At 70.3% G+C, this 24744-nt stretch carries 15 protein-coding genes; 10 read left to right on the top strand and 5 right to left on the bottom strand.

The window, feature by feature from the left end:
• Nucleotides 1–415 precede the first annotated feature (415 nt).
• Nucleotides 416–2014 carry a cutinase family protein gene (locus ACFY9I_RS23270; protein WP_391004555.1) on the top strand — a complete coding sequence of 533 codons (1599 nt, stop codon included), beginning with the start codon at nucleotides 416–418 and terminating at the stop codon, nucleotides 2012–2014.
• A 137-nt stretch (nucleotides 2015–2151) separates the two neighbouring features.
• Here the strand turns inward: ACFY9I_RS23270 and adh are convergent, their stop codons facing one another.
• Together adh and ACFY9I_RS23280 are read right to left on the bottom strand one after the other, a co-directional pair.
• A complete protein-coding gene (adh, locus tag ACFY9I_RS23275; RefSeq protein ID WP_391004557.1) occupies nucleotides 2152–3669 on the bottom strand; it encodes an aldehyde dehydrogenase in 1518 nt (505 codons plus the stop codon).
• A 136-nt stretch (nucleotides 3670–3805) separates the two neighbouring features.
• Complete coding sequence (locus ACFY9I_RS23280) at nucleotides 3806–5044, bottom strand: GAF domain-containing protein (protein ID WP_391004559.1); 1239 nt, start codon at nucleotides 5042–5044, stop codon at nucleotides 3806–3808.
• 797 nt (nucleotides 5045–5841) lie between these two features.
• Here ACFY9I_RS23280 and ACFY9I_RS23285 point away from each other — a divergent pair.
• The 3 genes from ACFY9I_RS23285 to ACFY9I_RS23295 are packed head-to-tail and all read left to right on the top strand — an operon-like array spanning nucleotide 5842 to nucleotide 11022.
• Nucleotides 5842–6651 carry a hypothetical protein gene (locus ACFY9I_RS23285; RefSeq protein ID WP_391004561.1) on the top strand — a complete coding sequence of 270 codons (810 nt, stop codon included), beginning with the start codon at nucleotides 5842–5844 and terminating at the stop codon, nucleotides 6649–6651.
• A 3-nt stretch (nucleotides 6652–6654) separates the two neighbouring features.
• Nucleotides 6655–8817 carry an ABC transporter substrate-binding protein gene (locus ACFY9I_RS23290; RefSeq protein WP_391004563.1) on the top strand — a complete coding sequence of 721 codons (2163 nt, stop codon included), beginning with the start codon at nucleotides 6655–6657 and terminating at the stop codon, nucleotides 8815–8817.
• Nucleotides 8818–8835: 18 nt separating this feature from the next.
• Nucleotides 8836–11022, top strand: a complete 2187-nt coding sequence (locus ACFY9I_RS23295) for an ABC transporter substrate-binding protein (protein WP_391004565.1) — start codon at nucleotides 8836–8838, stop codon at nucleotides 11020–11022.
• A 232-nt stretch (nucleotides 11023–11254) separates the two neighbouring features.
• Here the strand turns inward: ACFY9I_RS23295 and ACFY9I_RS23300 are convergent, their stop codons facing one another.
• Nucleotides 11255–11677 (bottom strand): pyridoxamine 5'-phosphate oxidase family protein, encoded by a 423-nt coding sequence (locus tag ACFY9I_RS23300; protein ID WP_391004567.1) that lies wholly within the window; start codon nucleotides 11675–11677, stop codon nucleotides 11255–11257.
• 328 nt (nucleotides 11678–12005) lie between these two features.
• On the opposite strand from ACFY9I_RS23300, the gene ACFY9I_RS23305 reads away from it, so the two are divergent.
• The 6 genes from ACFY9I_RS23305 to narI all read left to right on the top strand — a co-directional run bounded on the left by ACFY9I_RS23305 (nucleotide 12006) and on the right by narI (nucleotide 20936).
• Entirely contained in the window at nucleotides 12006–13277 is a 1272-nt protein-coding gene (locus tag ACFY9I_RS23305) for an MFS transporter (protein WP_391004569.1), read from the top strand.
• Between the two features lie 47 nt (nucleotides 13278–13324).
• A complete protein-coding gene (locus ACFY9I_RS23310; RefSeq protein WP_391004571.1) occupies nucleotides 13325–13801 on the top strand; it encodes a hemerythrin domain-containing protein in 477 nt (158 codons plus the stop codon).
• Between the two features lie 308 nt (nucleotides 13802–14109).
• Entirely contained in the window at nucleotides 14110–17793 is a 3684-nt protein-coding gene (locus tag ACFY9I_RS23315) for a nitrate reductase subunit alpha (RefSeq protein WP_391004769.1), read from the top strand.
• A gap of 1 nt (nucleotide 17794) precedes the next feature.
• A complete protein-coding gene (narH, locus tag ACFY9I_RS23320) occupies nucleotides 17795–19492 on the top strand; it encodes a nitrate reductase subunit beta (RefSeq protein ID WP_391004573.1) in 1698 nt (565 codons plus the stop codon).
• A 5-nt stretch (nucleotides 19493–19497) separates the two neighbouring features.
• Nucleotides 19498–20169, top strand: a complete 672-nt coding sequence (narJ, locus tag ACFY9I_RS23325; RefSeq protein ID WP_391004575.1) for a nitrate reductase molybdenum cofactor assembly chaperone — start codon at nucleotides 19498–19500, stop codon at nucleotides 20167–20169.
• Nucleotides 20166–20936 carry a respiratory nitrate reductase subunit gamma gene (gene narI / locus ACFY9I_RS23330; protein ID WP_391004577.1) on the top strand — a complete coding sequence of 257 codons (771 nt, stop codon included), beginning with the start codon at nucleotides 20166–20168 and terminating at the stop codon, nucleotides 20934–20936. Before narJ ends, narI begins: the two co-directional genes overlap by 4 nt.
• 231 nt (nucleotides 20937–21167) lie before the next feature.
• Here the strand turns inward: narI and ACFY9I_RS23335 are convergent, their stop codons facing one another.
• Entirely contained in the window at nucleotides 21168–22652 is a 1485-nt protein-coding gene (locus ACFY9I_RS23335; protein WP_391004578.1) for a DASS family sodium-coupled anion symporter, read from the bottom strand.
• Between the two features lie 334 nt (nucleotides 22653–22986).
• A complete protein-coding gene (locus ACFY9I_RS23340; RefSeq protein ID WP_391004580.1) occupies nucleotides 22987–24726 on the bottom strand; it encodes a GAF domain-containing protein in 1740 nt (579 codons plus the stop codon).
• Between the last annotated feature and the right edge of the window lie 18 nt (nucleotides 24727–24744).

Consider the following 24744-nt stretch of genomic DNA (forward strand, 5'->3'; position numbering starts at 1 on the left):
ACGGCGCTCCGGCCCAGGGGCGCTCGATCCGTACGCACACGCTGTCCTTTTGCCGTCGCCCAGGAAGCGGGGCGCATCCGTGGCAACCGTTCATGCTGGGCGGGACCAGATGCAGCCACATGGATTGGGACGCATGATGGGAAGCGGGAAGATCCTCAACTACCTCGGGTTCACCGATGGCAGAGCATCCAGGACTCTCTGTTGAGACGGCGGTTGCGAGGGTCAGCACGATGCGCGGCGCGCCTGCCGTGGGTTGCCCTCATAGCCATGGGCTGAAAGCAGCTACCTCCTGCATATGTGAGGCGGGCTTATGCGGCGATATTGTGCATGTCTTATTGCCGGACTCTTCCTTGTTTTTAGCGTGGGGCTCACCCCAGCTCAGGCATCATCCGGCCAGACAACCGTCGCATGCCCAGTGGTGTTCATCGGAGCGCACGGGCTCAATGAGGACTGGCAATCCACAACGATCGACAAAACGTGGCAATCCTTCAATTCTGCTCCACGCAGTAATGGGCCAAGCCTCAAAATGATCTCACTGCGTTACCCGAAGATGACAGTGTCGCAGTTCTTCAGGAACGAGGTGGTCGGCTCGGAAGCTGTCTCGGCGACGACCGTAGGCGTGGGTTTCCTGAATAAGGAAATCAGGAACGCACGTGCGAGCTGTCCTTCGACGCGCTTTGTGTTGGCCGGATACTCTGAAGGCGCATGGATCATAGACAGGTACCTGCGGCAAAAGCACGACTATAACTATCGCGATGTAATAGACGGCGTCGTGCTCTACGGTGACCCGCAAGCGGATAACGGATCCAAGGGGCAGGGACTTGCCCGGCGTTACGGATACGGCGTCAGCGACCCTTACATTCCCGATGAGCTTGGCGGCCGAGTCAAAACATTCTGCTACGACCATGACCCGATTTGCGGCAATGGGTATGAGAGTCAGTCCACCGATGCGCAAATGCGTGCCGCACTAGTATGTTCCTCCGATGCAGAGTGCGCACACTTCAGGTACGCAACTCGCGGCGCCACAGAACAAGGCGGCCGCTTCCTGGCTTCCAGGACGTTTACCGAGGGAGCAATTGACTGGCAGCATCGTACTTACGGCCTCACATGCGATGACATCGTCGACAAGCCGGTCCAGGTAGCTGTTCGCAACGGCAAAGGAGTCGCGAAGGGAAGCGGCCTCGGCGGGTATGACCACTGGGAGGTGGCAGTTCAGGAGACCGCCTCAGGCAGACTCCCACGCCTCGGCAACGTGACGGCCGTGCTCTTCTCCTGCAGCCCGCAACCCAGCAACTTCGTCAATCAGGAGCTGCGTGTCTACCACGAGGACGGTCACGAGGCGGGTCGTACGCCATCCTTCGATGTCTCAGGGCTGTCACCTGAGTACCAGCCAGAATCCTTGGTGGTAAGGGACGGTCGTCTGGCCGCCGATGTCAAGTTCTACGGGCCTGAAGACAACCATTCGACGGGACCGTCGATACTCCGCCATGTCACCTGGACGTGGGACGGCAAACGGTTCGTGACACACGGTGCTGAGCCGGAGGCGCAGGCACCCAAGCCTGTTGATCTAACTCAACACGCCATCACCGTCAACGGCATAGGTCCCGTAGAGCTGGGCATGAGTCGAGCCCAAGCCGAGAAGGCGGTGGGGGCACCGATTCCGGAAGGGCCCGGTGGGCCGGACTGCACGGACCTCTCGGTCGGAGGCGGGCCGAACGGGCTGCTTCTGCGATTTGCCCAGGACAACCTCGTAGCTGTCTACGTGTTGTCGTCGGCATCGACGTCTATCTCGACAGCCTCTGGCATCCATCTGGGCAGCACACGGGCGGACGTACTACGGACTTACGCGAACGAGGTCACCGTCGGCAAGGATCCCGACGAACTCATCTTCGAACCCTCCGGGTCTGAATTTGAGGGCAAGGTCATCAAGTTCCACACGACAAGCGGCAAGGTGGATTCCTTCATTGCCGGCCAGCGAGATTGGGCAGAATTTCTTCCCTGCGGCTCGGACTGATCCGCGAGGGTAGCCCATCGGGGGCTGCCGTCGAAGCAGCCCCCGGACTGGTGAACATCACCGACCCGTGCTGGTTGGCCGCCGCACCAGGTCGTCGGCGGCCGACTTCGGCTCGACACGCCTGGTGCGGGCGCCCGTCAGAAGAAGCCGAGCTTCTTCGGCGCGTAGCTGACGAGAAGGTTCTTCGTCTGCTGGTAGTGGTCGAGCATCATCTTGTGGGTCTCGCGGCCGATGCCCGAGCCCTTGTAGCCGCCGAAGGCCGCGTGTGCGGGGTAGGCGTGGTAGCAGTTGGTCCACACGCGTCCGGCCTTGATCTCGCGGCCGACGCGGTAGGCGTTGTTGGCGTCCCGTGTCCACACGCCGGCGCCGAGGCCGTACTGGGTGTCGTTGGCGATCTTCAGGGCCTCGTCGAGCGAGTCGTACGTGGTGACGGAGACGACGGGTCCGAAGATCTCCTCCTGGAAGATCCGCATGTCGTTGGTGCCGCGGAAGATGGTGGGCTCGATGTAGTAGCCGTCTTCCAGGCCCGTCACCGAGCGGGGGTTGCCGCCGGTGAGGAGGTCGGCGCCCTCCTTCTTGCCGATGTCGATGTAGGAGAGGATCTTCTCGTACTGGTCGACGCTGGCCTGGGCGCCGATCATGGTGGCCGGGTCCAGTGGATTGCCGCTGACGATGGCCTTGGTGCGCTCGACGCAGCGGGCAATGAACTCGTCGTAGATCGAGGTGTGGATCAGGGCGCGGGACGGGCAGGTGCACACCTCGCCCTGGTTGAGTGCGAACATCACGAAGCCCTCGACGGCCTTGTCCAGGAAGTCGTCGTCGGCCGCCATGACGTCCGGCAGGAAGACGTTCGGGCTCTTGCCGCCCAGCTCCAGTGTGACCGGGATGATGTTCTCGCTCGCGTACTGCATGATCAGCCGGCCGGTGCTGGTCTCACCCGTGAACGCGATCTTGGCGATGCGTGGACTGGACGCGAGCGGCTTGCCCGCCTCGACGCCGAAGCCGTTGACGATGTTGACCACGCCGGGCGGGAGCAGGTCCGCGATCAGTTCGATCACCAGCAGCAGGCTGACGGGGGTCTGCTCGGCCGGCTTGATGACCACGCAGTTGCCGGCGGCCAGGGCGGGCGCCAGCTTCCACGCGGCCATGAGGATCGGGAAGTTCCAGGGGATTATCTGGCCGACCACGCCCAGCGGCTCGTGGTAGTGGTACGCGACCGTGTCGGCGTCGATCTCGGAGAGGCTGCCCTCCTGGGCGCGGACCACCCCGGCGAAGTAGCGGAAGTGGTCCACGGCGAGCGGGAGGTCGGCGGCCAGCGTCTCGCGCACCGGCTTGCCGTTCTCCCAGGTCTCGGCCACGGCGAGCTTGGGGAGGTGCTCCTCGACCCGGTCCGCGATCTTGTTCAGGATGTTGGCGCGTTCGGCGCTGGAGGTGCGGCCCCACTTGCCTGCCGCGGCGTGGGCGGCGTCCAGGGCCAGCTCGATGTCGGCCGCGGAGGAGCGGGCGACCTCGCAGAAGACCTTCCCGTTCACCGGCGAGACGTTCTTGAAGTACTGGCCCTCCACGGGGGCGACCCAGTCACCGCCGATGAAGTTGTCGTATCGCGGGGCGAAGCTGACGATGCTGCCGTCCGTTCCCGGCTGTGCGTACACCATGGCGGCTCTCCTCGGTGAGCGTTGGTGAGTGACGGTGGCACGACGGCCCACGCCGTCGTGGTCTGCCTCACTGTCGCGTTGAGAGGTTGGCGTGAGGTTGGCGCGCCGCGTGCCGGCGGTCGATGTAGCGGCGGGGTCAGTCCCGCAGGGCGGTCGTCAGTCGGCCGGCCGCGATAGCCCTGCGTGCGTCAGCCGGACCGAACAGACGCAGCGCGTGCTCGTGCACCTCCGCGTCGTACGACGCCCGCCCGCCGTAGCGCAGGGCGTGCTCCGGGCGACTGCTCGCCAGGACCGCCTCGCGTACGGCGACCTCCAGGTGGGTACGCCACTCCTCGATGCCCGGGGCCTCGGACCGGGGAAGCAGCGGGCCGCGGTAGAGGCGCAGGGCCGTCTCCGTGTCGCCGTTCTCCAGCGCGCGCAGCACATCGGCGGCGTCGCAGGAGACGGGCGTGGTCAGCGCGTAGCGGCGGGTGGCGATACCGCCCCCGAGGGATCGGCGCAGATGGGAGATCTCCGCCTTGAACGTGGACGCGGTGACGGCACGGTCGCCGTACAGGGCCTCGCGGAGCCGTTCTGGTGTGTAGCCGTCCGGTTCCAGCGCGAGGAGCGTGAGGATCTCCAGCTGTCGGGGCCGCAGGAGAAGGGGCACGCCGTCTCGTACGGCTTTCTCGGCGCCCAGGCAGTCCAGCCGCACCGGGGGTCGGTCTTCGCGGGACTGAAGGGGCAGTTCCGTGCGGAGTCCGGCCTCGATGGCGGACGCCAGACCGCGCACGGTGGACATGGCCAGAGGGTGCGAGCGGTCCCAGGTGGTGGACAGGTCCAGAACACCGACGACTTGCCCGTCGGGACTGTGGATCGGCGCGCAGTAGCAGGCCCAGCCGTGCAGTGCCGTCACCAGGTGTTCGGCGGAGAAGACGGCGCTGGGGCGGCCGGTGCGCAGCGCGAGGGACACGGCGTTGGTGCCCATGGCCTGCTCGTCCCACCGCCCGCCGGGCGCGAAGTTGACCCGCTCGGCCCGTCGCCGCATGGCCTGGCCGCCGTACGTCCACAGGATCGTCCCGGACTCGTCGGTGACCGCGGTGACGAATCCGGCGTCGTCGGCGACGCCGCGCAGTTCGTCGGCGAGGCCGTCGACCGGTCGCCGCAGCAGGGAGCCGGACCAGCGTTCGTGCACCGCGCCCTCGTCGGCGACGGGAGCGCTGTCCCGTCCGGGATCCACACTGATCAGCGAGCGCGCCCAGGACTCGGTCACCTCGTGGCGCAGGCCATCACCACAGCTCGGGGCTGTACCCGCGACCTTCAGCCGTGGCACCCAGCGGGACCACTCGGCCTCCAGGCCGGCCATGCGCCTTCGCAGGTCACTGCGCTGCCCCATGTGCTTCCCCTGCCGTCGAACGGGGGCAACCGCCCCTTGCCCGCGATGACTTCGCCGACCCGCCCGACAGGGCAGGCTTCCTCGTCCGACCGGACGGGTCTGCCGGACTGACATCGACGGGCGTCAGACGTGGGCGTCCAAGCGGCCTGTGCGGCCGCTCTCCACATGCGGGAGGTTAGACGGGCGCGGGCGCGCGACACTTGGGCGGATCGGGCCTTCTTGAGGGGCCGTTCGGCCCTGCTCAGGATGGTGATCAAGGACCCGGCGTACGGTGTCTTGGACCGTCCGGTCCAGGCACCCGACCTCTGGCCTCCCGCGATGCCGGCCTCCGACCGGCCGGGAGCTGCCACGGACCGCCGTGCTCAGATGTCGGCCACGTCTGCTCGGTCCCGACGGCCGCAGCAGGCGCAGCGTGCTCCCGGTCCGGTCACCGTCCGTCCGCGTCGGCGACGAGGCGCGTGCACCGGCTTCTTCTTGGGCGGGACAGGTGCTCGCGTGGCGCCGAACCGGGTATTCCCTGGACACTTTCTGAACTACCGTGAAATGGGAGCGCGTTGGGGAACGGGGAACCATCCAGTGCCGGCGTGGCATCGGTACCGGCATGAGGTGGCCGCCTGCGATGCGTGGCGTCTGCCGCGGAGTCGGCGGCGGCTGCCAGGGGAGCGGGGAAGGCACGCACGCGACGAGGGGGCGGGACCGTGACGTATGCGAGAGCCCGGTTGGTCTGCGGGGCCGTGACGATGTGCGCGGCGTTGCTGGCCGGTTGCACGGACGGTGGCAGCGGTCCTGGTGGGGAGATGAGACGGGCATCGACTCCGGGCGACGGCCGGAGCACCGGTGGTAGGGAAACAGGGGCGACGGCGGACGCGAGCGGCGGCGACGGAGCGCTTCCGGCGGTGTCGCCGACCGAGCAGGCGGACCCGGCGAAGCAGCCGCGAACCGTGGAGGAGGCGCGGGCGTTCGTCCGGGAGGTGATCGCCGATCCGGAGCTGGTCGGGGCGGGGGCGGTGCGGGCGACGCCGTACGAGAGCGATCCGAGCAGTTGGGCGGCGCTGGGCGAGAACTGCGTGTGGCAGCGGCAGGCGTTGCCGGACGACGTACTCGCCACACTCACCCGCCACTTCACGGTGCCCTCGGGCAGCGGTAAGGGATCGGTGCGGCTGTCGGCCACGGTCACGGTGCACCGGACGGCGCTGGACGCCGCCTGGGAGCAGGCCGGGATGCTGGAGGAGGCCGCCGGTTGCCCGGAGCAGACGCTGCAGCAGGGGGAGCGGCTCACCGATCTCGCCTCAACCGCCGTCGCGTGGGGTGAGAACGGCAACGTCACCAGCGACGACTCGCTGTCGGAGACGGGCAGGTGCGTCAGCGACACGCGGGGTGGGCCGTATCACTACTCGTGGACGCAGTCCACGTTCGGCTCGGTCGTGGTCTCCGCGTCCGTGTGCGGAGGGCAGAAGAGCACCGCGAAAGAGGTGGAGGTGGCCGCCATGATGCTGGTGCGGGTACAGGACGCGATCGGGGGCCCCACCGGGTCCGGTTCGGCTTCACCGGAGCCTGCCCCCTCCTCCCCGGGCGCCACTGCCAAGGACGCGAAGGGAGGCGAGTGAGGGATGGAGCGGCTGCTTCCCACCGACCCCTCGCGTCTGGGCGGGCACCGGCTGCTGGGGCGGCTGGGCGCCGGCGGCATGGGCGTGGTCTACCTCGCCCGGACCGAGGCGGGCGACCTGGCCGCGGTCAAGGTGATCCAGCCCGAGTACGCCGACCAGGCCGAGTTCCGGTCCCGTTTCCGCCGGGAGGCGGAAACCGCCCGGCAGGTCGACAGCCCGTGGGTGGTGCGGGTGCTCGGCGCCGACACGGAGGCGCAGGCGCCGTGGCTGGCCACCGCGTTCGTGCCCGGACCCTCCCTGGCCGAGGCGGTCGCGGCCTGCGGGGCGCTGCCGGACCGTGCGGTGCGGGTGCTGGGCAAGGTGCTGGCACGTGCCCTGGCCGCCGTGCACGTGGCGGGCCTGGTGCACCGGGACGTCAAACCGGGCAACGTCCTGCTCGCCCTCGACGGGCCCCGGCTGATCGACTTCGGCATCGCACGCCCCACGGCGGCCGACGAGACGGAGCTGACCTCCGACAACGTGGTGGTCGGCACGCCCGGCTTCCTCTCCCCGGAGCAGGCGCGGGCGGTGCAGGTGGGAGCGCCGAGCGACATCTTCTCGCTGGGCTGCGTGCTGGCGTACGCGGCCACCGGCCGCCTGCCGTTCGGTACCGGCGCGGCGGACGCGCTGCTGTACCGCACCATCCATGACGTGCCCGAGCTGGACGGTGTGGCGGACGCCGAGTTGCGGGCGCTGCTCGGCCGCTGCCTGGCGAAGGAGCCTCAGCAGCGGCCCACGGCCGCCGAGGTGGACGCGCTGCTGGTGGAGGACGCCCCGGCCGGCACGGTCGACTGGCTGCCCGACGCGGTGGTACGGATGATCGCCGAACGGTCGGCTCAGATGCTCGCCCTGCCGGGCATCGAGCCCACCGAGGTGCCGGAAGGCTCCGGGGCCGGGTCCGGGCCACGGCCTCCGGGCCGGCGCAGGGTCCTCGCCCTGGCCGGCGGCACGGCGCTGCTCCTGGCGGGCGGCGGTGCCGCGCTGTGGGCGGCGCTGGCAGACGACGACGATGGCGCCGCGGCACAGACCGCGGACAGCCCGTGGACCATCGGCCTCCACGCGGATCTGACGGGCCCGCAGCGAGAGGCCGGGCGCGCGCAGGAGCGAGGCGCGCGGCTGGCGGTGGAGCAGTTCAACGCCCGCAGGAGCAGACCCTTCACTCTCGCACTGCGGACCGAGGACGACCGGGGTGAGCCGGCCCGGGCCGTGCGGGTGGCCCGGAGGCTGACCGGCACCGGCGACGTCCTCGCCGTGCTCGGCCCCACCGGCTACGCCTCGACGCTGTCCGCGCTGGAGGTCTACGACGGCGCCGGCATGCCGCTGCTGACCGTGTCGGAACTGTCGACCACCGCAGCGCAGACGGCGCTCGCAGGGGCCACCCCACGCGCGTACTTCCACGCCTCGTCGCTGTCCGCGTACGGCGCCTTCGCCACCGTCACCACGCTCGGCGCGCAGGGTGCCGGCCGGCTGGGCATGCTGGCCGACCGGGCGGGCAAGGTGGCAGGCATGGAGTCCATGCTCGTGGCGCAGAGCGCCGCACGCGAGCGGATGGAGATGTATCTGCGCGTGGTGCCCGCAGCCGCGAGCGCGAGCGCTCTGGAACCGGTCGTCGCCGACATCCTCGGCCACGGCGTGGACGGGTTCTACTACCTGGGCGCACCAGAACGCGCCGCCACGGTGGCCCGCGTTCTCGCGGAGCGTGATTTCGCCGGGTCCCGCTTCCTCGACGCCGCCTCGGCCACCGCGGCCTTCACCTCCCGGGCCGGCCGGGCGGCCGAGGACTGGCAGGTACTGACCTCGTACATCGCACCGGACGCCACACCCGTACGCGGTTTCGCCGCCGCCTACCGCAAGCGGTACGGGAGCGCGCCGGGTCCGTGGGCGGCCGAGGCGTACGACGTGACACGCCTGCTCGGCGACCGGCTCACCGCCCTCGCCCCGAAGGGCCGCAGCCGTCCCGCCCGCGACCGGCTCACCCGGGCCCTCACCGAGGCCCGGTTCACCGGGGTGGCCGCGACCTACGCCTTCAACAGCGACAAGTGGATGAGGAATGGGCTGCTCCACCATTTCCGGGTCCAGGACGGCCGGTTCGCCTACGTGGCGCCAGTGGACACCTCCGGAGCCTGACCCCGGAGGGCGTGGACGATGCGGGCGCTGAGCGCGCAGGACCCCGGCGAACTGGGCGGGCACCGGCTGCTCGCCCGGCTCGGCGCGGGCGGCATGGGCGTGGTCTACCTGGCCCGCACCACGGACGGCACCCTGGCCGCCCTGAAGGTCATCCGTGCCGAGTACGCCGCCGAGCCGTCCTTCCGGGAACGGTTCCGGCGCGAGGCGCGGCTGGCGAGAGGGCTCACCGGCCGCTGGCTGGTACCGGTCACCGCCGCCGACGCCGAGGCCCGCGAGCCGTGGCTGGCCACCGCGTTCGTGCCCGGCCCCTCCCTGGCCGAGGCCGTGGACGGCTACGGGCCCCTGCCGCCGTACGCCGTCGCCACACTCGGCGCCCGGCTGGCGGAGGCCCTGACCGAGGTGCACGCGGCGGGCCTGGTGCACCGGGACGTCAAGCCCGGCAACGTCCTGCTCGCCCTCGACGGCCCCCGGCTGATCGACTTCGGCATCGCCCGGGCCACCGGCGCGACGGCGCTGACCGAGCCCGGCGCGGTGGTCGGCACCCCCGGCTACCTCGCTCCCGAGCAGGTCCGGGCAGGCGGCGGGGCCGTCCCCGCGAGCGACGTGTTCGCCCTGGGCTGCGTGCTGGCGTACGCGGCCACCGGGCGACGGCCCTTCGGCACCGGCAATCCGGCCGCCGTCCTGTACCGCACTGTGCACGAGGAGCCCGACCTGGTCGGCTTCGACAGCCTGCTGCCCCCGCTGCGTACGGCGATCACACGCTGCCTGGCCAAGGACCCCGCCGATCGACCAACGGCCGCCGAACTCGCCCACGTACTGACAACTTCCGGCCAGGCGGCGCCCCACCTCGCCGACTGGCTGCCGTCCCCGGTGCTGCGGCTGGTGGCCGAACGCTCGTCCCGCGCGCTGGACCCACCGCCCCGGCAGACGGCCCCCACCGCGCCGGTGGAACCCACCGTCGACGCCGGACGGCTGGGGCGGGCACCCTCCCGCCGCCGGATCCTGGCCGTCGGCGGCTCGGCCGCCGCGGTGCTCGCCGCATCCGGCACCGGCGCCGCGGTCCTGCTGACCACCCGCCGGGGCACCGCGCCGGGCGGTGGGACACAGGGCCTGCCCACCCACACCATCGGCCTGCACGCCGCCCTGACGGGCGCCCACGCGGAGGAGGGACAGGCACAGCAGAGAGGCGCCCGGCTCGCCGTGGCCGATCACAACGCCCGCAAGGACGCCCGTTTCCGGCTCGCCCTGACCTCGTACGACGACCGGGGCGAGGCTGGGCGCGCGAAGGACGGGGCCCGCCGCCTGATCGCCGACCCTTCCGTCCGCGCGGTCATCGGCCCCACCACCGAAGCCACCGCCCGCGCCGTGGTCGAGCTGTACGGGAAGGCGTTCATGCCGGTCCTGCTCGTCTCGGTCGACTACGACGCCCTGAGGCTGTCCGCGGCCTTGAGCCGTTCCCTCTGCGTGACCAGGGCCCCGTCGGGGTACTGGACCTCGGCGGTGATCAGCTACCTGACCAGAGTGCGCAAGGCCGAACGCACCGCCGTCATCCAGGACCGGGCCGCGGGCCAGGCGGCCGAGGACATCGCCCGCGGGCTGCGCGAGAACCCGCCCAGCGAGGGCACCGCCACCGTTCACCCGGTGGCGGCCAAAACGGACGACTTCCGCCCGGCCGTCGCCGCCGCCCTCACCACGCGCCCCGAGGCCGTCGTCTACGCGGGCACCTCGCCGACCCGGGCCGCGGCCTGCGCCCGGGCTCTGGCCGCCGCGGGTTACACCGGACCACGCCTGGCCGTCGAGCCCGTGATGCGCCCGGACTTCACGAAGGCCGCGGGCGAGGCGGCCGAGGGCTGGGTGTTCGAGGCGCCCTACAGCGAACCGCAGTCGTCCGGCACCAAGGCCGCGAAGGCATTCACGGCAGCGTACCGCGACCGCTTCGGCGAACCTCCCGCCCGCTGGTCCGCCGAAGCCTACGATGCCGTGGGGCTGATCGCCGCCTCCCTGGACGCCCTCGGCGGCGGTGCCGGCATCACCCCCGGGCAGGTGGCCGAGCGCATCTTCAAGCTCACCTACAACGGTGTGGCCAAGCCCCTGCGCTTCACCCAGGACATGACCCACAGCCTCATACCCGACAATACGAGCTTCCTGTACCAGGTCAAGGACGGGGAGTTCCGCTACCTGGGCCGATACGACCAGGTGAGGTGACCGGCAGACGCTCGGTTCCGCACGCGAACCACACGGTCCTGCTGTCACGGGGCCCGGCGTCCACTCCCCACGTGCCGACCACCGCCGCTGGTCACGGGCCAGGCCGGAGACTCCTCACATGAGCACCGGCGCGAGGCCCGAGCCGACAGACTGACCTCGTACGGTCGGCTCGCGCCCCGTTCGCGCGGTACGTACCGGAAGCCCGGCGGGCTGCGGCGGGATGCGCCACGGCTCACTGCGTACCGTGAGTTCCCCCGAGTTCGCGTCCGGTGACCATCTCCGACTCGATCCGTACGAACACCGGGTCCCGCAGAGGCATCCAGGACGTGGGGCCGGTCTGCGAGAGCCGTTCGTGCTCGGCGGGATCGGTCACCACGGTGGCCCGGCCGGTGACGACCACGCTCCAGCCGGACCGGGTCGCCGCGTCGAACTCGTCCGCCTCGAAGGCGACCACGACGCCGTCGATGGCGTGGACGAGGTCTGAGTCCGGCGAGGTACGGAGCAGGACGGAGGCGTCCGTGTCCAGGGAGAAGTTGATGGGGAGGACCGCGGGCAGTGCGTGCCTGGTGTAGACCACGCGGCCGACCGGCACCTTGGCGAGGAGGCGCAGGCACTCCTGACGGTCGAGTGCGCGAAAGGCGTCGTTCTGGGACATCAGTCCATCGTCCCCGCGGTCGTCGTGTGGGGGTAGGGCCGACCGGCCCTACCCCTTGGGACTCGGGGCCGGCCGATCGCAGCCGCTGTTTCGCCGGTGCCGCGCGGGCAACGCGATACAGGGGGCCGGTGCGGAGGGACGTCCGGGTCCGAACCCGGGGACTGTCTGGCCGCCGGTAGGGACTCATGGCCCATGCCGCCGGTGGCTCCTGGTGCGGACAGTGGTTCCGGGATGCCGTTCCGCCGGCAAGGGGCCTGTGGGGCGTGTGCGATCCCGGTGGCGCAGTACCACCCTGAAGAGGAAAGGGACGGACAACATGGTCCAGCCGATGAAGTCGAAGAGCGACAGCTCACCGTCAGATGGGTCGGTGTCCGGCCGGGCGTGGCTGATGCTGGCCCTGGCCACCGTTGGTTTCGCCGTGAACTTCTGGGCGTGGGCGCTGCTCAGCCCGCTCGGCCCGCGGTTCAAGGACGGCCTCGACCTGTCGTCGTTCGAGCAGTCGCTGCTGGTGGCGGTGCCGGTCGTGGTCGGCTCCCTGGGCCGGATCCCGGTGGGCGCGCTGACCGACCGGTTCGGCGGCCGGGTGATGTTCCCGATCGTGTCGGCGGCCACCATCGTGCCGGTGCTCTACCTGGGGCTGGCCGGGCACTCCTCGCTCACCGCACTCCTGATCGGCGGGTTCTTCCTCGGCATCGGCGGTACGGCCTTCGCCGTCGGTGTGCCGCTCGTCAACGCCTGGTTCCCGCCCGAGCGGCGCGGCCTGGCCATCGGCGTCTTCGGCGCCGGCATGGGCGGCACTGCCATCAGCGCCCTGACCACCGTGAAGCTGGTCGACGCGAACAGCATGTCCACCCCGTTCCTGATCACCGCTGCGGTGCTGGCCGTGTACGCGGTGGCCGCCGCGCTGCTGCTGCGCGACGCACCCGGCCGCACCGTGCCCACCGAGCCGCTGGCCCGCCGCCTGGCCGCCACCGCTCGACTGCCCATCACCTGGCAGGCATCCGCGCTGTACGCGGTCGCGTTCGGCGGCTACGTCGCCTTCTCCGTCTACCTGCCCACCTACCTCAAGACCGGGTACGACCTGACCCAGGCCGACGCCGCCAACCGCATGGCCGGGTTCGTGCTCCTCGCGGTGGCGATGCGCCCGATGGGCGGCTGGCTGTCCGACCGGCTCGGCCCGGTCCGAGTGCTGGCGGGCTCGCTGGCCGTGGTCGTGGCCGGAGCGGTCGTGCAGTCCTTCACCCTCCCCCTGGCGCCCGTGGGCACCATCGCCTTCCTGTCCATGGCCGCAGCACTCGGCGCCGGCAGCGGGGCGGCCTTCGCCCTGGTGGCCCTGCGGACCCCCTCCGACCAGGTCGGCTCGGTCACCGGCGTGGTCGGCGCCGCGGGCGGCCTGGGCGGCTTCCTGCCGCCGCTGGTGATGGGCTCGCTATACGGCGAGTACGGGACGTACGCGGCCGGCCTCGCCCTCCTTGCGATCGTGGCCGCCGCCGCGCTGGCCTACACCGTCACCGGTGTGCGCGCCGCAGCCGGAGGCGGCGAGCGCAACCAGCGCACCGGTCGCCGGCATGGGCACCGCACCGCAGGCACCACCGCGTAACGGCGAGCGGACCAGACCCACAGGAACGAAGGACAGGGAGAAGACCGGTGTGCGAGTACTGCGGCTGCCAGGCCCTGGAGACGATCGGCGAACTGACCCAGGAGCATGATGAGGTGGTTCGCCTGATCAGCCACCTTCGTCCCGCCCAGCAGGAGGGCGGGGTGGTCCGGATGGCGGAGGTCGCTCGCGAGATCGCGAGGGTGCTCGGCCCGCACACCCAGGTGGAGGAGCACGGCCTGTTCCCCGCCCTGGCCGGGGACTTCCCCGACCAGATCGCCGCCCTGGAAGCCGAGCACCGCCGCATCGAGACGGTGCTCGCCGAGGCCGCCGACGGTGCGACGCCCTCGGACCCGACCTGGCCAGACCGGCTGATGGAAGCGATGGCCATGCTGCGCGATCACATCCTGAAGGAGCAGGACGGCGTCTTCCCGGCCGCACTCGCGAACCTGAGCACCGAGGAGTGGGAAGCGGTCGAGGCCACGCGCGCCAAGGCGGGCAGCACCCTGTCCCGGCCAGCCGCCTGAAAGGCCCGCCTGCCACCGCTGGCAGGACAGCATTCCCGCAAGCACCGTACCCCCGTTCACCCTGAGCGGGGGTACGGGACTTTGCAGATACGGGCATGACGGCGCGGAGCCGGGGTAACCGGCCCTGCACGCAGGCGATCTTTACGGGCCCCGCTTGTTCGTGGTGTGGCTGTTGACCTTCCGTGGGACGGCGGTCGTAGAGTCGTGTGCGGCCGGGAACCGATCACAATTCGAACGGGCGTCCGGAGCGCCCGGGGTGGAGTGGCACGGTGAGCACGGAGACCAGCCGGGAACAGACGCGGACGGGCATGGACGGCGATCTGGCGGAGGCGCTGGTGCGCAGCCGCCGCTTCTTCACCCGGGCGGAGGTCTCCGACGACCTGCGCACCCTGCACCGCAAGGGCGGTCGGCAGGCGGACGAGTTCTACCGGGACCGGTGGTCGCACGACAAGGTGGTGCGTTCCACGCACGGGGTGAACTGCACCGGCTCGTGCTCGTGGAAGGTGTACGTCAAGGACGGCATCATCACCTGGGAGGCGCAGCAGACCGACTACCCGTCGGTGGGCCCGGACCGCCCCGAGTACGAGCCGCGCGGTTGTCCGCGCGGGGCGGCCTTCTCCTGGTACACCTACTCGCCCACCAGGGTCCGCTACCCGTACGTGCGCGGCGTGCTCCTCCAGATGTACCGCGAGGCCAAGGCCCGCCTCGGCGACCCGGTGGCGGCCTGGGCGGACATCGTCTCCGACCCCGAGAAGGCGCGCCGCTACAAGAAGGCGCGCGGCAAGGGCGGCCTGGTGCGGGCGAGTTGGGACGAGGCGGTGGAGATGGTGGCCGCCGCGCATGTGCACACCATCAAGGCGTACGGTCCGGACCGGCTGGCCGGGTTCTCCCCGATCCCGGCGATGTCGATGGTCTCGCACGCCGCCGGCGCCCGCTTCTACTCGCTGCTCGGCGGGGCGATGCTGTCGTTCTATGACTGGTACGCCGACCTGCCGGTGGCCTCGCCGCAGATGTTCGGCGACCAGACCGACGTACCGGAGTCGGGGGACTGGTGGGACGCCGGGTATCTGATCATGTGGGGGTCGAACCTGCCGGTGACCCGGACGCCGGACGCGCACTGGATGGCGGAGGCCCGCTACCGCGGGCAGAAGGTCGTCGCCGTGTCGCCCGACTACGCGGACAACGTGAAGTTCGCCGACGAGTGGCTGCCCGCCCAGCCGGGCACCGACGGGGCCCTCGCCATGGCCATGGGGCATGTGATCCTCAAGGAGTTCTTCGTCGACCGGGAGACGGAGTACTTCACGTCGTATGTGAAGCGGTACACCGACCTGCCGTTCCTGGTCACCCTGGATGAGGCGGCGGACGAGCCGGGTACGTACACGCCCGGCAAGTTCCTGACCGCCGCCGACCTCGGCGGCGAGCCCGCCACGGCCGAGCACGCGGAGTTCCGGACCGTACTGCTGGACGCGGCCACCGGAGGGCCGGTCGTGCCGAACGGCACCCTCGGGGACCGCTTCGGCGATGCCGGCGCCGGAAAATGGAACCTCGACCTGGGTGACGTGGATCCGCTGCTGTCCGCCGACGGAGGCGGCGAGGCACCGGTCGCCGTCGATCTGCCCCGCTTCGACGCCCCGGACGGCAGCGCGGGACGGCTGCGGCGTGGCGTACCTGTGCGCCGGGTGGCGGGACGCTTGGTGACCACGGTGTTCGACCTGCTGCTGGCCCAGTACGGGGTGGCCCGCGACGGATTGCCTGGCCAGTGGCCGGCTTCGTACGACGATGCCGAGGAGCCGTACACCCCGGCCTGGCAGGCGGCGATCACCGGAGTGGACGCGGCCCGGGCGGCCCGGATCGCCCGGGAATTCGCGACCAACGCCGAGGAGTCCGGCGGCCGTTCGATGATCATCATGGGGGCGGGCACCAACCACTGGTTCCACTCCGACACCATCTACCGCGCGTTCCTGACGCTGACCACGCTGACCGGCTGTCAGGGGGTCAACGGCGGTGGCTGGGCGCACTACGTCGGTCAGGAGAAGGTCCGCCCGATCACCGGCTACTCGGCGATCGCGACCGCCGCGGACTGGAACCGTCCGGCCCGGCTGATGATCCAGACCGCGTACTGGTACCTGCACAGTGACCAGTTCCGCTACGACCCGTTCTCCGCCGACACCCTCGCGGCGGCGGGTCAGCAAGGCCCGTTCGCGGGGAAGACCACCGCCGATGTGATCGCGCAGTCGGCGCGGATGGGCTGGATGCCGTCATACCCGACCTTCGACCGCAACCCGCTGGACCTCGCCGACGAGGCCGCGGCCGCCGGCCGCGACGTGGGCGCTCACGTCGTGGAGGAGCTGAAGTCAGGGCGACTGGGGTTCGCGGGTGAGGATCCGGACGCCCCGGAGAACTACCCGCGGGTGCTGACCGTGTGGCGGGCCAATCTGCTGGGCTCCTCGGCCAAGGGCAACGAGTACTTCCTCAAGCATCTGCTGGGCACCGATTCCTCCGTACGCGCCACGGAGGCGCCGCCGGATGCCCGTCCGCGGGATGTGGTGTGGCGGGAGGAGGCACCGGCGGGCAAGCTCGATCTGCTGATGACGCTGGACTTCCGGATGACCAGCACGACCGTCTTCTCCGACGTGGTCCTGCCGGCTGCGACCTGGTACGAGAAGCACGACCTGTCCAGCACGGACATGCACCCCTTCGTGCACGCCTTCAATCCGGCGATCGCCCCGCCGTGGCAGACCCGTACCGACTGGGACGCCTTCCACACCCTCGCCAAGGAGTTCAGCCGCCAGGCCGCCGGCCACCTCGGCGTCCGCAAGGACGTCGTGGCCGCGCCGCTGCTGCACGACACTCCCGACGAGCTGGCCACCCCGCACGGCCGGGTGCGGGACTGGAAGGCGGGGGAGTGCGAGCCGGTGCCGGGCCGCACCATGCCGAAGCTGGCGACGGTCGAGCGGGACTACGGTGCGGTCGCGGACAAGATGGGCGCCCTCGGCCCCCTCCTGGACTCCCTGGGCGCCACCACCAAGGGCATCACCTTCAAGGTCGACCGTGAGCTGGAGTACCTGCGGCACAAGAACGGCACCGTGCGGGGCGGCGCGGCCGACGGACGGCCCTCCATCGCCCGGGATGTGCACGCCTGCGAGGCGATCCTCGCCTTGTCCGGCACCAGCAACGGGCACTTGGCCACGCAGGGCTTCCACACGCTCGAGACCCGCACCGGCACGCAACTCGCGGACCTGGCCGCCGAGCACGAGGGCAAGCAGATCACCTTTGCCGACACCCAGGCCGCTCCGGTCCCGGTCATCACCTCGCCGGAGTGGTCCGGTTCGGAGACGGGCGGGCGCCGCTACTCGCCGTTCACGGTCAACGTGGAGCGTCTCAAGCCCTGGCACACTCTCACCGGCCGCCAGCACTTCTATCTCGACCACGACTGGATGACCGCGCTCGGCGAGCAACTTCCGGTCTATCGTCCGCCGTTGAACATGGATGCCCTGTTCGACGAGCCGCGCCTGGGGGACGTCGGGGAACTGGGCGTGACGGTCCGCTACCTGACCCCGCACAACAAGTGGTCGATCCACTCCGAGTATCAGGACAACCTGTTCATGCTGTCCCTCTCGAGGGGCGGCCCGACGATCTGGATGAGCACGCAGGATGCGGCCAAGGTCGGGGTGAGGGACAACGACTGGGTGGAGGCCGTCAACCGCAACGGTGTGGTCGCCGCCCGCGCGGTCGTCTCGCACCGCATGCCGGAGGGCACCGTCTACATGCACCACGCCCAGGACCGGCTGATCGACGTGCCCCGCACCGAGACGAGCGGCCGGCGCGGCGGCATCCACAACTCCCTGACCCGTCTGCTGATCAAGCCCAGCCATCTGATCGGCGGCTACGCCCAGCTGTCGTACGCCTTCAACTACCTCGGCCCGACCGGCAACCAGCGCGACGAGGTCACCGTCATCCGCCGCCGCGCGAACCAGGAGGTGGAGTACTGACATGCGTGTCATGGCTCAGATGGCGATGGTGATGAACCTCGACAAGTGCATCGGCTGCCACACCTGCTCGGTCACCTGCAAACAGGCGTGGACCAACCGCACCGGCGTCGAGTACGTATGGTTCAACAACGTCGAGACCCGCCCCGGCCAGGGATATCCACGCCGCTACGAGGACCAGGACACCTGGAAGGGCGGCTGGGAACTCAACAAGCGCGGGAAGCTGGCGCTGAAGGCCGGCGGCCGCTTCAAGAAACTGATCCAGATCTTCTCCAACCCCGTGCTGCCGTCCCTCGACGACTACTACGAGCCCTGGACCTACGACTACGAGACGCTGACCAACGCCCCGCTGCAGGAGCACACCCCGGTCGCCCGCCCCAAGTCCCTGATCTCGGGCAAGGACATGAAGATCTCCTGGTCGGCGAACTGGGACGACGACCTCGGCGGCTCGGCCGCCACCAGCGAGAAGGACGTGCTGCTGAACGAGGTCGCGGAGAAGATCAAGCTCGAGTTCGAACAGAGCTTCATGTTCTACCTGCCGCGCATCTGCGAGCACTGCCTCAACCCGTCCTGCGCGGCCTCCTGCCCCTCCGGCGCGATCTACAAGCGCGAGGAGGACGGCATCGTCCTCGTCGACCAGGACCGCTGCCGGGGCTGGCGGATGTGCGTCACGGGATGCCCCTACAAGAAGGTGTACTTCAACCACCGCACCGGCAAAGCCGAGAAGTGCACCTTCTGCTTCCCACGCGTCGAGGTCGGTCTGCCCACCGTCTGCTCCGAGACCTGCGTCGGCCGGCTGCGCTACATCGGCCTCGTTCTCTACGACGCCGACCGCGTCCTGGAAGCCGCCTCGACACCCGACGAGAAGGGTCTGTACGAGGCCCAGAGGCAGGTCTTCCTCGACCCGCACGACCCCCAGGTCATCGCCGAAGCCGAGAAGGCGGACATCCCCCGGGACTGGATCGATGCGGCCCAACGCTCCCCGATTCACTCCCTGATCAACACCTACAAGGTGGCCCTGCCACTGCACCCGGAGTACCGCACCCTGCCCATGGTCTGGTACATCCCGCCGCTGTCCCCGGTGGTCGACGCCGTACGCGGCACCGGAGCCGACGCCGAGAACCACCACAACCTCTTCGCCGCCGTCGATGCCCTGCGCATCCCCGTCGACTACCTCGCCCAGCTCTTCACCGCCGGTGACCCGGCCCCCGTCGACGCGGTCCTGCGCCGCCTCGCCGCCATGCGGTCCTACATGCGGGACATCAATCTCGGCCGTGAACCCAATGCCGCGATCCCCAAGGAGGTCGGCATGGGCGAGGAGCAGATGTACGACATGTACCGGCTGCTCGCCCTGGCCAAGTACGACGAGCGGTACGTCATCCCGCCCGCCCATGCAGAACAGGCGCACAAGCTGGAGGAACTGGCCACCGAGTGCAGCCTCGACTACGAGGGTGGCCCGGGCATGGGCGGCTCCGGCCCCTTCGGTGAGACCTCCGGAGGCGCGGCGCCCATCGCCGTGGAGAACTTCCACGCCTTGCGTGACCGCCAGACCTCCGACACCCCCGCCGCCCCCACCGACAAGGGCACCCGGGTCAACCTCCTCAACTGGGACGGCAAGGGTTCCCCGCCCGGCCTGTTCCCCGACAAACGAGCCGGAGGCGTCGGCGGCGACAGCGCAGGGGAGGTCGAGCCGAAGCCATGAAATCCATGAAAGCCATGAAGGGGAAGACCACGCGCAGGGCTCGCACGGAGCCTTGGCACTCCTGGGCCTGGCAGGCCCAGTCCCTGCTGCTCGCCTACCCCGACGAGGAGTTCGAGCAGCGCCTGGCCCTGGCCGGCCGGGTCGCCGCCACCCTGCCGGACCCGGTCGCCCGCCCCCTGCTGCGCTTCACCGCACACGCCGAGCAGACCGCCCCCGCGGACCTGGCCGCCACCTACGTGGCCACCTTCGACCACCGCAAGCGCTGCTGCTTCTACCTGACGTACTACGCACACGGCGACACCAGGAAGCGCGGCACCGCCCTGCTGCGGTTGAAACAGACCTACGCCACGGCCGGCTGGCGCCTCGCCGACGACGAACTGCCCGACCACCTCGCCGTCGTCCTCGAATTCGCCGCCACCGACCCGCCCACCGGAACACGCCTGCTCACCGAACACCGCGCCGGCCTGGAACTCCTGCGCCTGGCCCTGAACGACGACGGCTCACCCTGGGCACACGTCCTGGACTCCGTCTCCGCCACCCTGCCTGCCCTCGCCGGCGACGACCGAGAAGCCGTCCTGCGCCTGGCCGCCGAGGGCCCGCCCGAGGAACAGGTCGGCCTCGACCCGTACGCATCCCCGGTTTTCCTGCCCGATCCCGTCGTAGGAGGTCCCCGATGACCGCACCCGCGCAGCCTCTCACCTTGGCGGCGGAGACCGGCACCGGCGGCATCCTCCTGTGGGTCGTCCTGCCGTATGTCGTCCTCGCGATGTTCGTTCTCGGCCACGTCTGGCGCTACCGCTACGACAAGTTCGGCTGGACGACCCGCTCCTCCCAGCTCTACGAGAGGCGGCTGCTGCGCATCGGCAGCCCGCTGTTCCACTTCGGCATCCTCGTCGTCCTCATCGGACACATCGGCGGGCTGGTGATTCCGAAGAGCTGGACGGAAGCGGTCGGTATCAGCGAGCACACGTACCACATCGGCGCGGTCGTCCTCGGCACCATCGCGGGAGTCGCCACGCTCGGCGGACTGGCCATCCTGATCTACCGCCGCCGCACCGTCGGCCCGGTCTTCTCCGCCACCACCCGCAACGACAAGGCCATGTATGTCTCCCTGACCGTCACCATCGTGCTCGGCCTGGCCGCCACCGTGGCCGCGAACGTCGTCGGCGGCGGATACGACTACCGCGAGACCATCTCCCCCTGGTTCCGCTCCATCTTCTACCTCCAACCCGACCCCGACCTGATGACCGAAGCCCCGGTGCTCTTCCAGCTGCACGCGATCAGCGCCCTGTTGCTGTTCGCGGCCTGGCCCTTCACCCGCCTCGTCCACATGCTCACCGCACCGCTCGGCTACTTGACCCGCCCCTACATCGTCTACCGCAGCCGCGACACCCAACTCGGCGCCCGCGCCCCGCGCCGCGGCTGGGACCGTGTCGGGTCATGAACAGCCAGGCCGGGTGACGAGTGATGGGCCGGCGCTGACGGCCGGGGACTTGGTCCAAGTCGGCCGCGGCGGTAGCGCCGCGGCCGGTGCACATCCGGAGTGGCTCCGGTGGGGTCTGCCCGGTTCCGACGGATCCGAGCCGAGCTCGGGGTCTACTGCTGAGGACTCCGGCCCGTTCCGCAAGCAGAACGGGCCGGGAGGACCAGGTAGCCGGTCGGCTGGTCGCGTTGCTCACCAGTGGCCGAGGACCTTCAGCCAGGCGGCGCCGACGCCCATCCAGATGACGATGTTGGCAGCGGCGGTGATCAGGCCGGTGCGCCACCATTCGCCGAGGGTGACGTAGCCGCCGCCGAAGAGGACGGGGGCCGGTCCGGAGGCGTAGTGGGTCAGGCCGCCGTACAGGGAGCTGATGAAGCCGAGCACGAGCGCGGCCATGACGGGCGGTGCGCCGGTGGCGGTGGCGGCCGCCAGGAAGGCGGCGTACATGGCTGCCACATGGGCGGTGTTGGAAGCGAACAGGTAGTGGGAGAAGAGGTAGACGAGTGTCAGGATGGCGAACGCGGTCTGCCAGCCGACTCCGGAGGTGGCGTCGGTGATCGATGCGCTGAACCAGCCGATCACGCCGAGTTCCTGAAGCTGACCGGCCATCATCACCAGGACGGAGAACCACACCAATGTGGTCCACGCCGCCTTCTCCGCGACCAGGTCGCCCCACGTCAGCACGCCGGTGATGAGCAGCAGCGCCACGCCGGTGAAGGCGGAGACGGTGGCCGACAGGTCCCAGACCTGGCCGCCGACCGACCACAGCAGGAGCAGGAGCACGAAGACCGCGGCCATCGTCCACTCCTGACGGGACATCCGGCCGAGCTCGGCGAGCTGGGAACGTGCCTGAACCGGGGCCTCGGGGGTCTCGCGGACCGCGGGCGGGAAGACCCGGTAGAGCAGTGCGGGAAGCACCAGCAGCGCCACCAGGCCGGGCACCAGGGCCGCCAGCGCCCAGGAGGTCCAGGTGAGGTGGATGCCGTGGTCGGCGGCGAGCTTCTGTACCAGCGGGTTGGCGGCCATGGAGGTCAGGAACATGGCGCTGGTCACGGTGTTGATCTGCATCGCGGTCACGCTCAGGTAGGCGCCGAGCTTGCGGCGGCTTTCGTCGCCGGGGTGGGAGCCGGCGTTGGTGCTGAGCGAGCGGATGACGGGGTGGATGACACCCCCGGAGCGGGCGGTGTTGCTGGGGGTGGCCGGCGCCAGCACCAGATCGGTCAGCGTGATCCCGTACGCCAAGCCCAGGCTGCTGCGGCCCAGAGCACGCACGAACAGCAGCGCGATCCGGCGGCCCAGCCCGGTCTTGGTGAAGCCGAGGGAGATGAAGAACGCCGCCACGATCAGCCAGATCGTCGGCTCGGAGAAGCCGCCGAGCGCGACATCCGGCTCCAGCGTCCCGGTGATCATCGCGGTGGTCAGGCCGACCAGGGCGACTGCGCCCAGAGGCAGTGGCTGCAGGATCAGCCCCAGCACGGTACCGACGAAGATCGCCAGTACGGCCCAGCCACCGGACTTGACCCCGTCCGGCTGCGGCAGCAGGTAGACGGTCAGACCCGCCACGACCGGAATGATCCACTTCAGCGCCGTCCACACCGCGGCCGTGCGGGCCTTGGCCGGGGCAGGCGGCGGGGCCGACCTGGCTGGTGTTTCTTCTGCGTCCCGGAAGGGGCTCATTGTTGCCATCCCATGGGAGGGGCCCGGCTTGTCTCAGACTGCTCAGCCGGACCAGGGGCGAGCTTTCGCCTCCACGGTGACGGACAGGGGCGGGACCCGGCGCGAGGCGAACGGCCCCTGTCATGGGGCCGAACGGCACCACCAGGGAGGGACAACTCTCCGTGATCCGTCGGCTGTTCAGGGGCGAGTGTGCTCCCACCCACTGGACGTTAGCGGGCACGAGGCGGCTGAGTGAAAGCGATGCGGCCCGACGATCACGCGGCCGGGCATTGCATGTCCCTTCAGGGCACGTTCGCCATCGCGGGCGTTTTCCCGGCGCGTTGGATCGCGGAATTCAGGCTTGTGCCTGTGCGGGCAGCGGCACGGTCCATTCCGCGATGGTGCCAGTGGGCTGGTTCTGGGTGAGGGTGAAGCTGCCGCCGAGGTCGGTGGCGCGCCGGCGGAGGTTGTCCAGGCCGCTGCGCCGGGTGACGGCCGGGTCGATGCCGGTTCCGTTGTCGGTGACGCGCAGCCGTAGTCGGCTGCCGTCCGTCTCGGCGGTGACCTCGACGGCGGTGGCGTGCGCGTGCCGGGCGGCGTTCGACAGCGTTTCACGCAGCACCGCGACGAGGTGCTCGGCATAGTCGGAGGGCACGTCGGTGTCCAACAGACCGGTCATACGCAGAGCGGGACTGAAGCCCAGCACAGCGGCGGCCTGGTCGGTCTCGACCAGAAGCTTTGCGCGCAGCCCGCCGCGGCCGTCGGAGCGGTCGCGCTCGCGCAGCGCGTAGATCGTGCCCCGTACCGTCTTGATGGTGTCGTCGAGGTCGTCGACGACCCGCTGGACACGCTCGGCCACCTGGGGCCGGTCGGAGACGCGGCCGAGTACCGAGTTCAGGGTCAGGCCGGAGGCGAACAGTCGCTGGATGGCCAGGTCGTGCAGGTCGCGGGCGATGCGGTCGCGGTCGCTCAGCACCAGCAGCTGCTCGGCCTCGCGCCGGTGCTCGGCGATCTCCAGCGCCAGCGCTGCCTGGTCGGCGAAACTGCTGATCATGGTCATGGTGGCGTCCGAGAACTCGGCCCCGCCGGCCCGGTTGGCGACCTGCAGGACCGCGCGGACACGCTCACCACCTCCCAGTGGGAGCAGGAACCCCGGCCCCAGGTCGATCAGTGCCGCGGAGCCGCCTCCCGCCTGAGGCTCGCCGGACAGCGCACCGCTGGTGATCCGCTCGTTGGAGTGGTAGACCTTCGCGGCCAGTGTGGTGGCAGCCAGCACCAGCCCCTGCACGCGCTCGGCGCCTTCGCCGTCGGCCGCCTCGATCACCAGCTCGTCGCCGCTGTCGAACGGCACCGCCAGCGTCACCAGATCGGCGCTGGACAGCGCCCTGACGGTCGCGGCGACCTTGTACAGCACCTGGTCCGGGTCGGTGCCGGACAACAGGCTGCGGGTCAGTTCGCTGCTCGCCGCCAGCCACCGCTCCCTGCGGCGTGTGTCCTCGTACAGGCGCGCGTTGTCGATCGCGACGCCCGCCGCGGCCGCGAGGGTGCGCAGCACCGCCTCGTCATCGTCGTCGAACTCCGCGCCGCCGCGCTTGTCGGTGAGGTACAGATTTCCGAAGACCTGGTCGCGCACGCGCACCGGCGCGCCCAGGAACGTCGTCATCGGCGGATGGCCTTCGGGGAAGCCCACCGAGTCGGGATGCCGGCCCAGGTCGGCCAGCCGCAGCGGCTCCGGCTCCTTGATCAGCAGCCCCAGGATGCCCTTGCCCTCGGGATAGTGGCCGATGGCGTGGATGGTGTCCTCGTCCATGCCGACCGTGATGAACTGCCGGATCTTCCCTTCCTCGCCCAGCACGCCCAGGGCTCCGTACCGGGCGTCCACCAGGGTGACCGCGGACTCGGTGATCCGCCGCAGTACGACGTCGAGATCCAGATCGGTGCCGATGGCGAGGACCGCGTCCAGCAGCGTGTGCACCCGGTCCCGGGCCGCGCGGACCTGCTCCACCTGCGCCTGAAGGCCCTCCAACAGCTCATCCAGCCGCAACTGGGGTGCCGCCGGGCGGCTCCTGCGCTCCTCGGCCGGACTGTCCGCCATCCCCGCTCCCTCCGGAAT

It is taken from the genome of Streptomyces sp. NPDC012510, assembly GCF_042955065.1.
GTDB lineage: Bacteria > Actinomycetota > Actinomycetes > Streptomycetales > Streptomycetaceae > Streptomyces.

Bases quoted from the DNA above. Each gene is read 5' to 3' on its own strand.
- ACFY9I_RS23300 (WP_391004567.1), bottom strand. From the start codon at position 11,677: ATGTCCCAGAACGACGCCTTTCGCGCACTCGACCGTCAGGAGTGCCTG.
- narJ (WP_391004575.1), top strand. From the start codon at position 19,498: ATGAAAGCCATGAAGGGGAAGACCACGCGCAGGGCTCGCACGGAGCCT.
- ACFY9I_RS23295 (WP_391004565.1), top strand. From the start codon at position 8,836: ATGCGGGCGCTGAGCGCGCAGGACCCCGGCGAACTGGGCGGGCACCGG.
- ACFY9I_RS23315 (WP_391004769.1), top strand. From the start codon at position 14,110: ATGGACGGCGATCTGGCGGAGGCGCTGGTGCGCAGCCGCCGCTTCTTC.
- ACFY9I_RS23340 (WP_391004580.1), bottom strand. From the start codon at position 24,726: ATGGCGGACAGTCCGGCCGAGGAGCGCAGGAGCCGCCCGGCGGCACCC.
- ACFY9I_RS23335 (WP_391004578.1), bottom strand. From the start codon at position 22,652: ATGAGCCCCTTCCGGGACGCAGAAGAAACACCAGCCAGGTCGGCCCCG.
- ACFY9I_RS23285 (WP_391004561.1), top strand. From the start codon at position 5,842: ATGAGACGGGCATCGACTCCGGGCGACGGCCGGAGCACCGGTGGTAGG.
- ACFY9I_RS23305 (WP_391004569.1), top strand. From the start codon at position 12,006: ATGAAGTCGAAGAGCGACAGCTCACCGTCAGATGGGTCGGTGTCCGGC.
- narH (WP_391004573.1), top strand. From the start codon at position 17,795: ATGCGTGTCATGGCTCAGATGGCGATGGTGATGAACCTCGACAAGTGC.
- ACFY9I_RS23280 (WP_391004559.1), bottom strand. From the start codon at position 5,044: ATGGGGCAGCGCAGTGACCTGCGAAGGCGCATGGCCGGCCTGGAGGCC.
- ACFY9I_RS23290 (WP_391004563.1), top strand. From the start codon at position 6,655: ATGGAGCGGCTGCTTCCCACCGACCCCTCGCGTCTGGGCGGGCACCGG.
- narI (WP_391004577.1), top strand. From the start codon at position 20,166: ATGACCGCACCCGCGCAGCCTCTCACCTTGGCGGCGGAGACCGGCACC.
- adh (WP_391004557.1), bottom strand. From the start codon at position 3,669: ATGGTGTACGCACAGCCGGGAACGGACGGCAGCATCGTCAGCTTCGCC.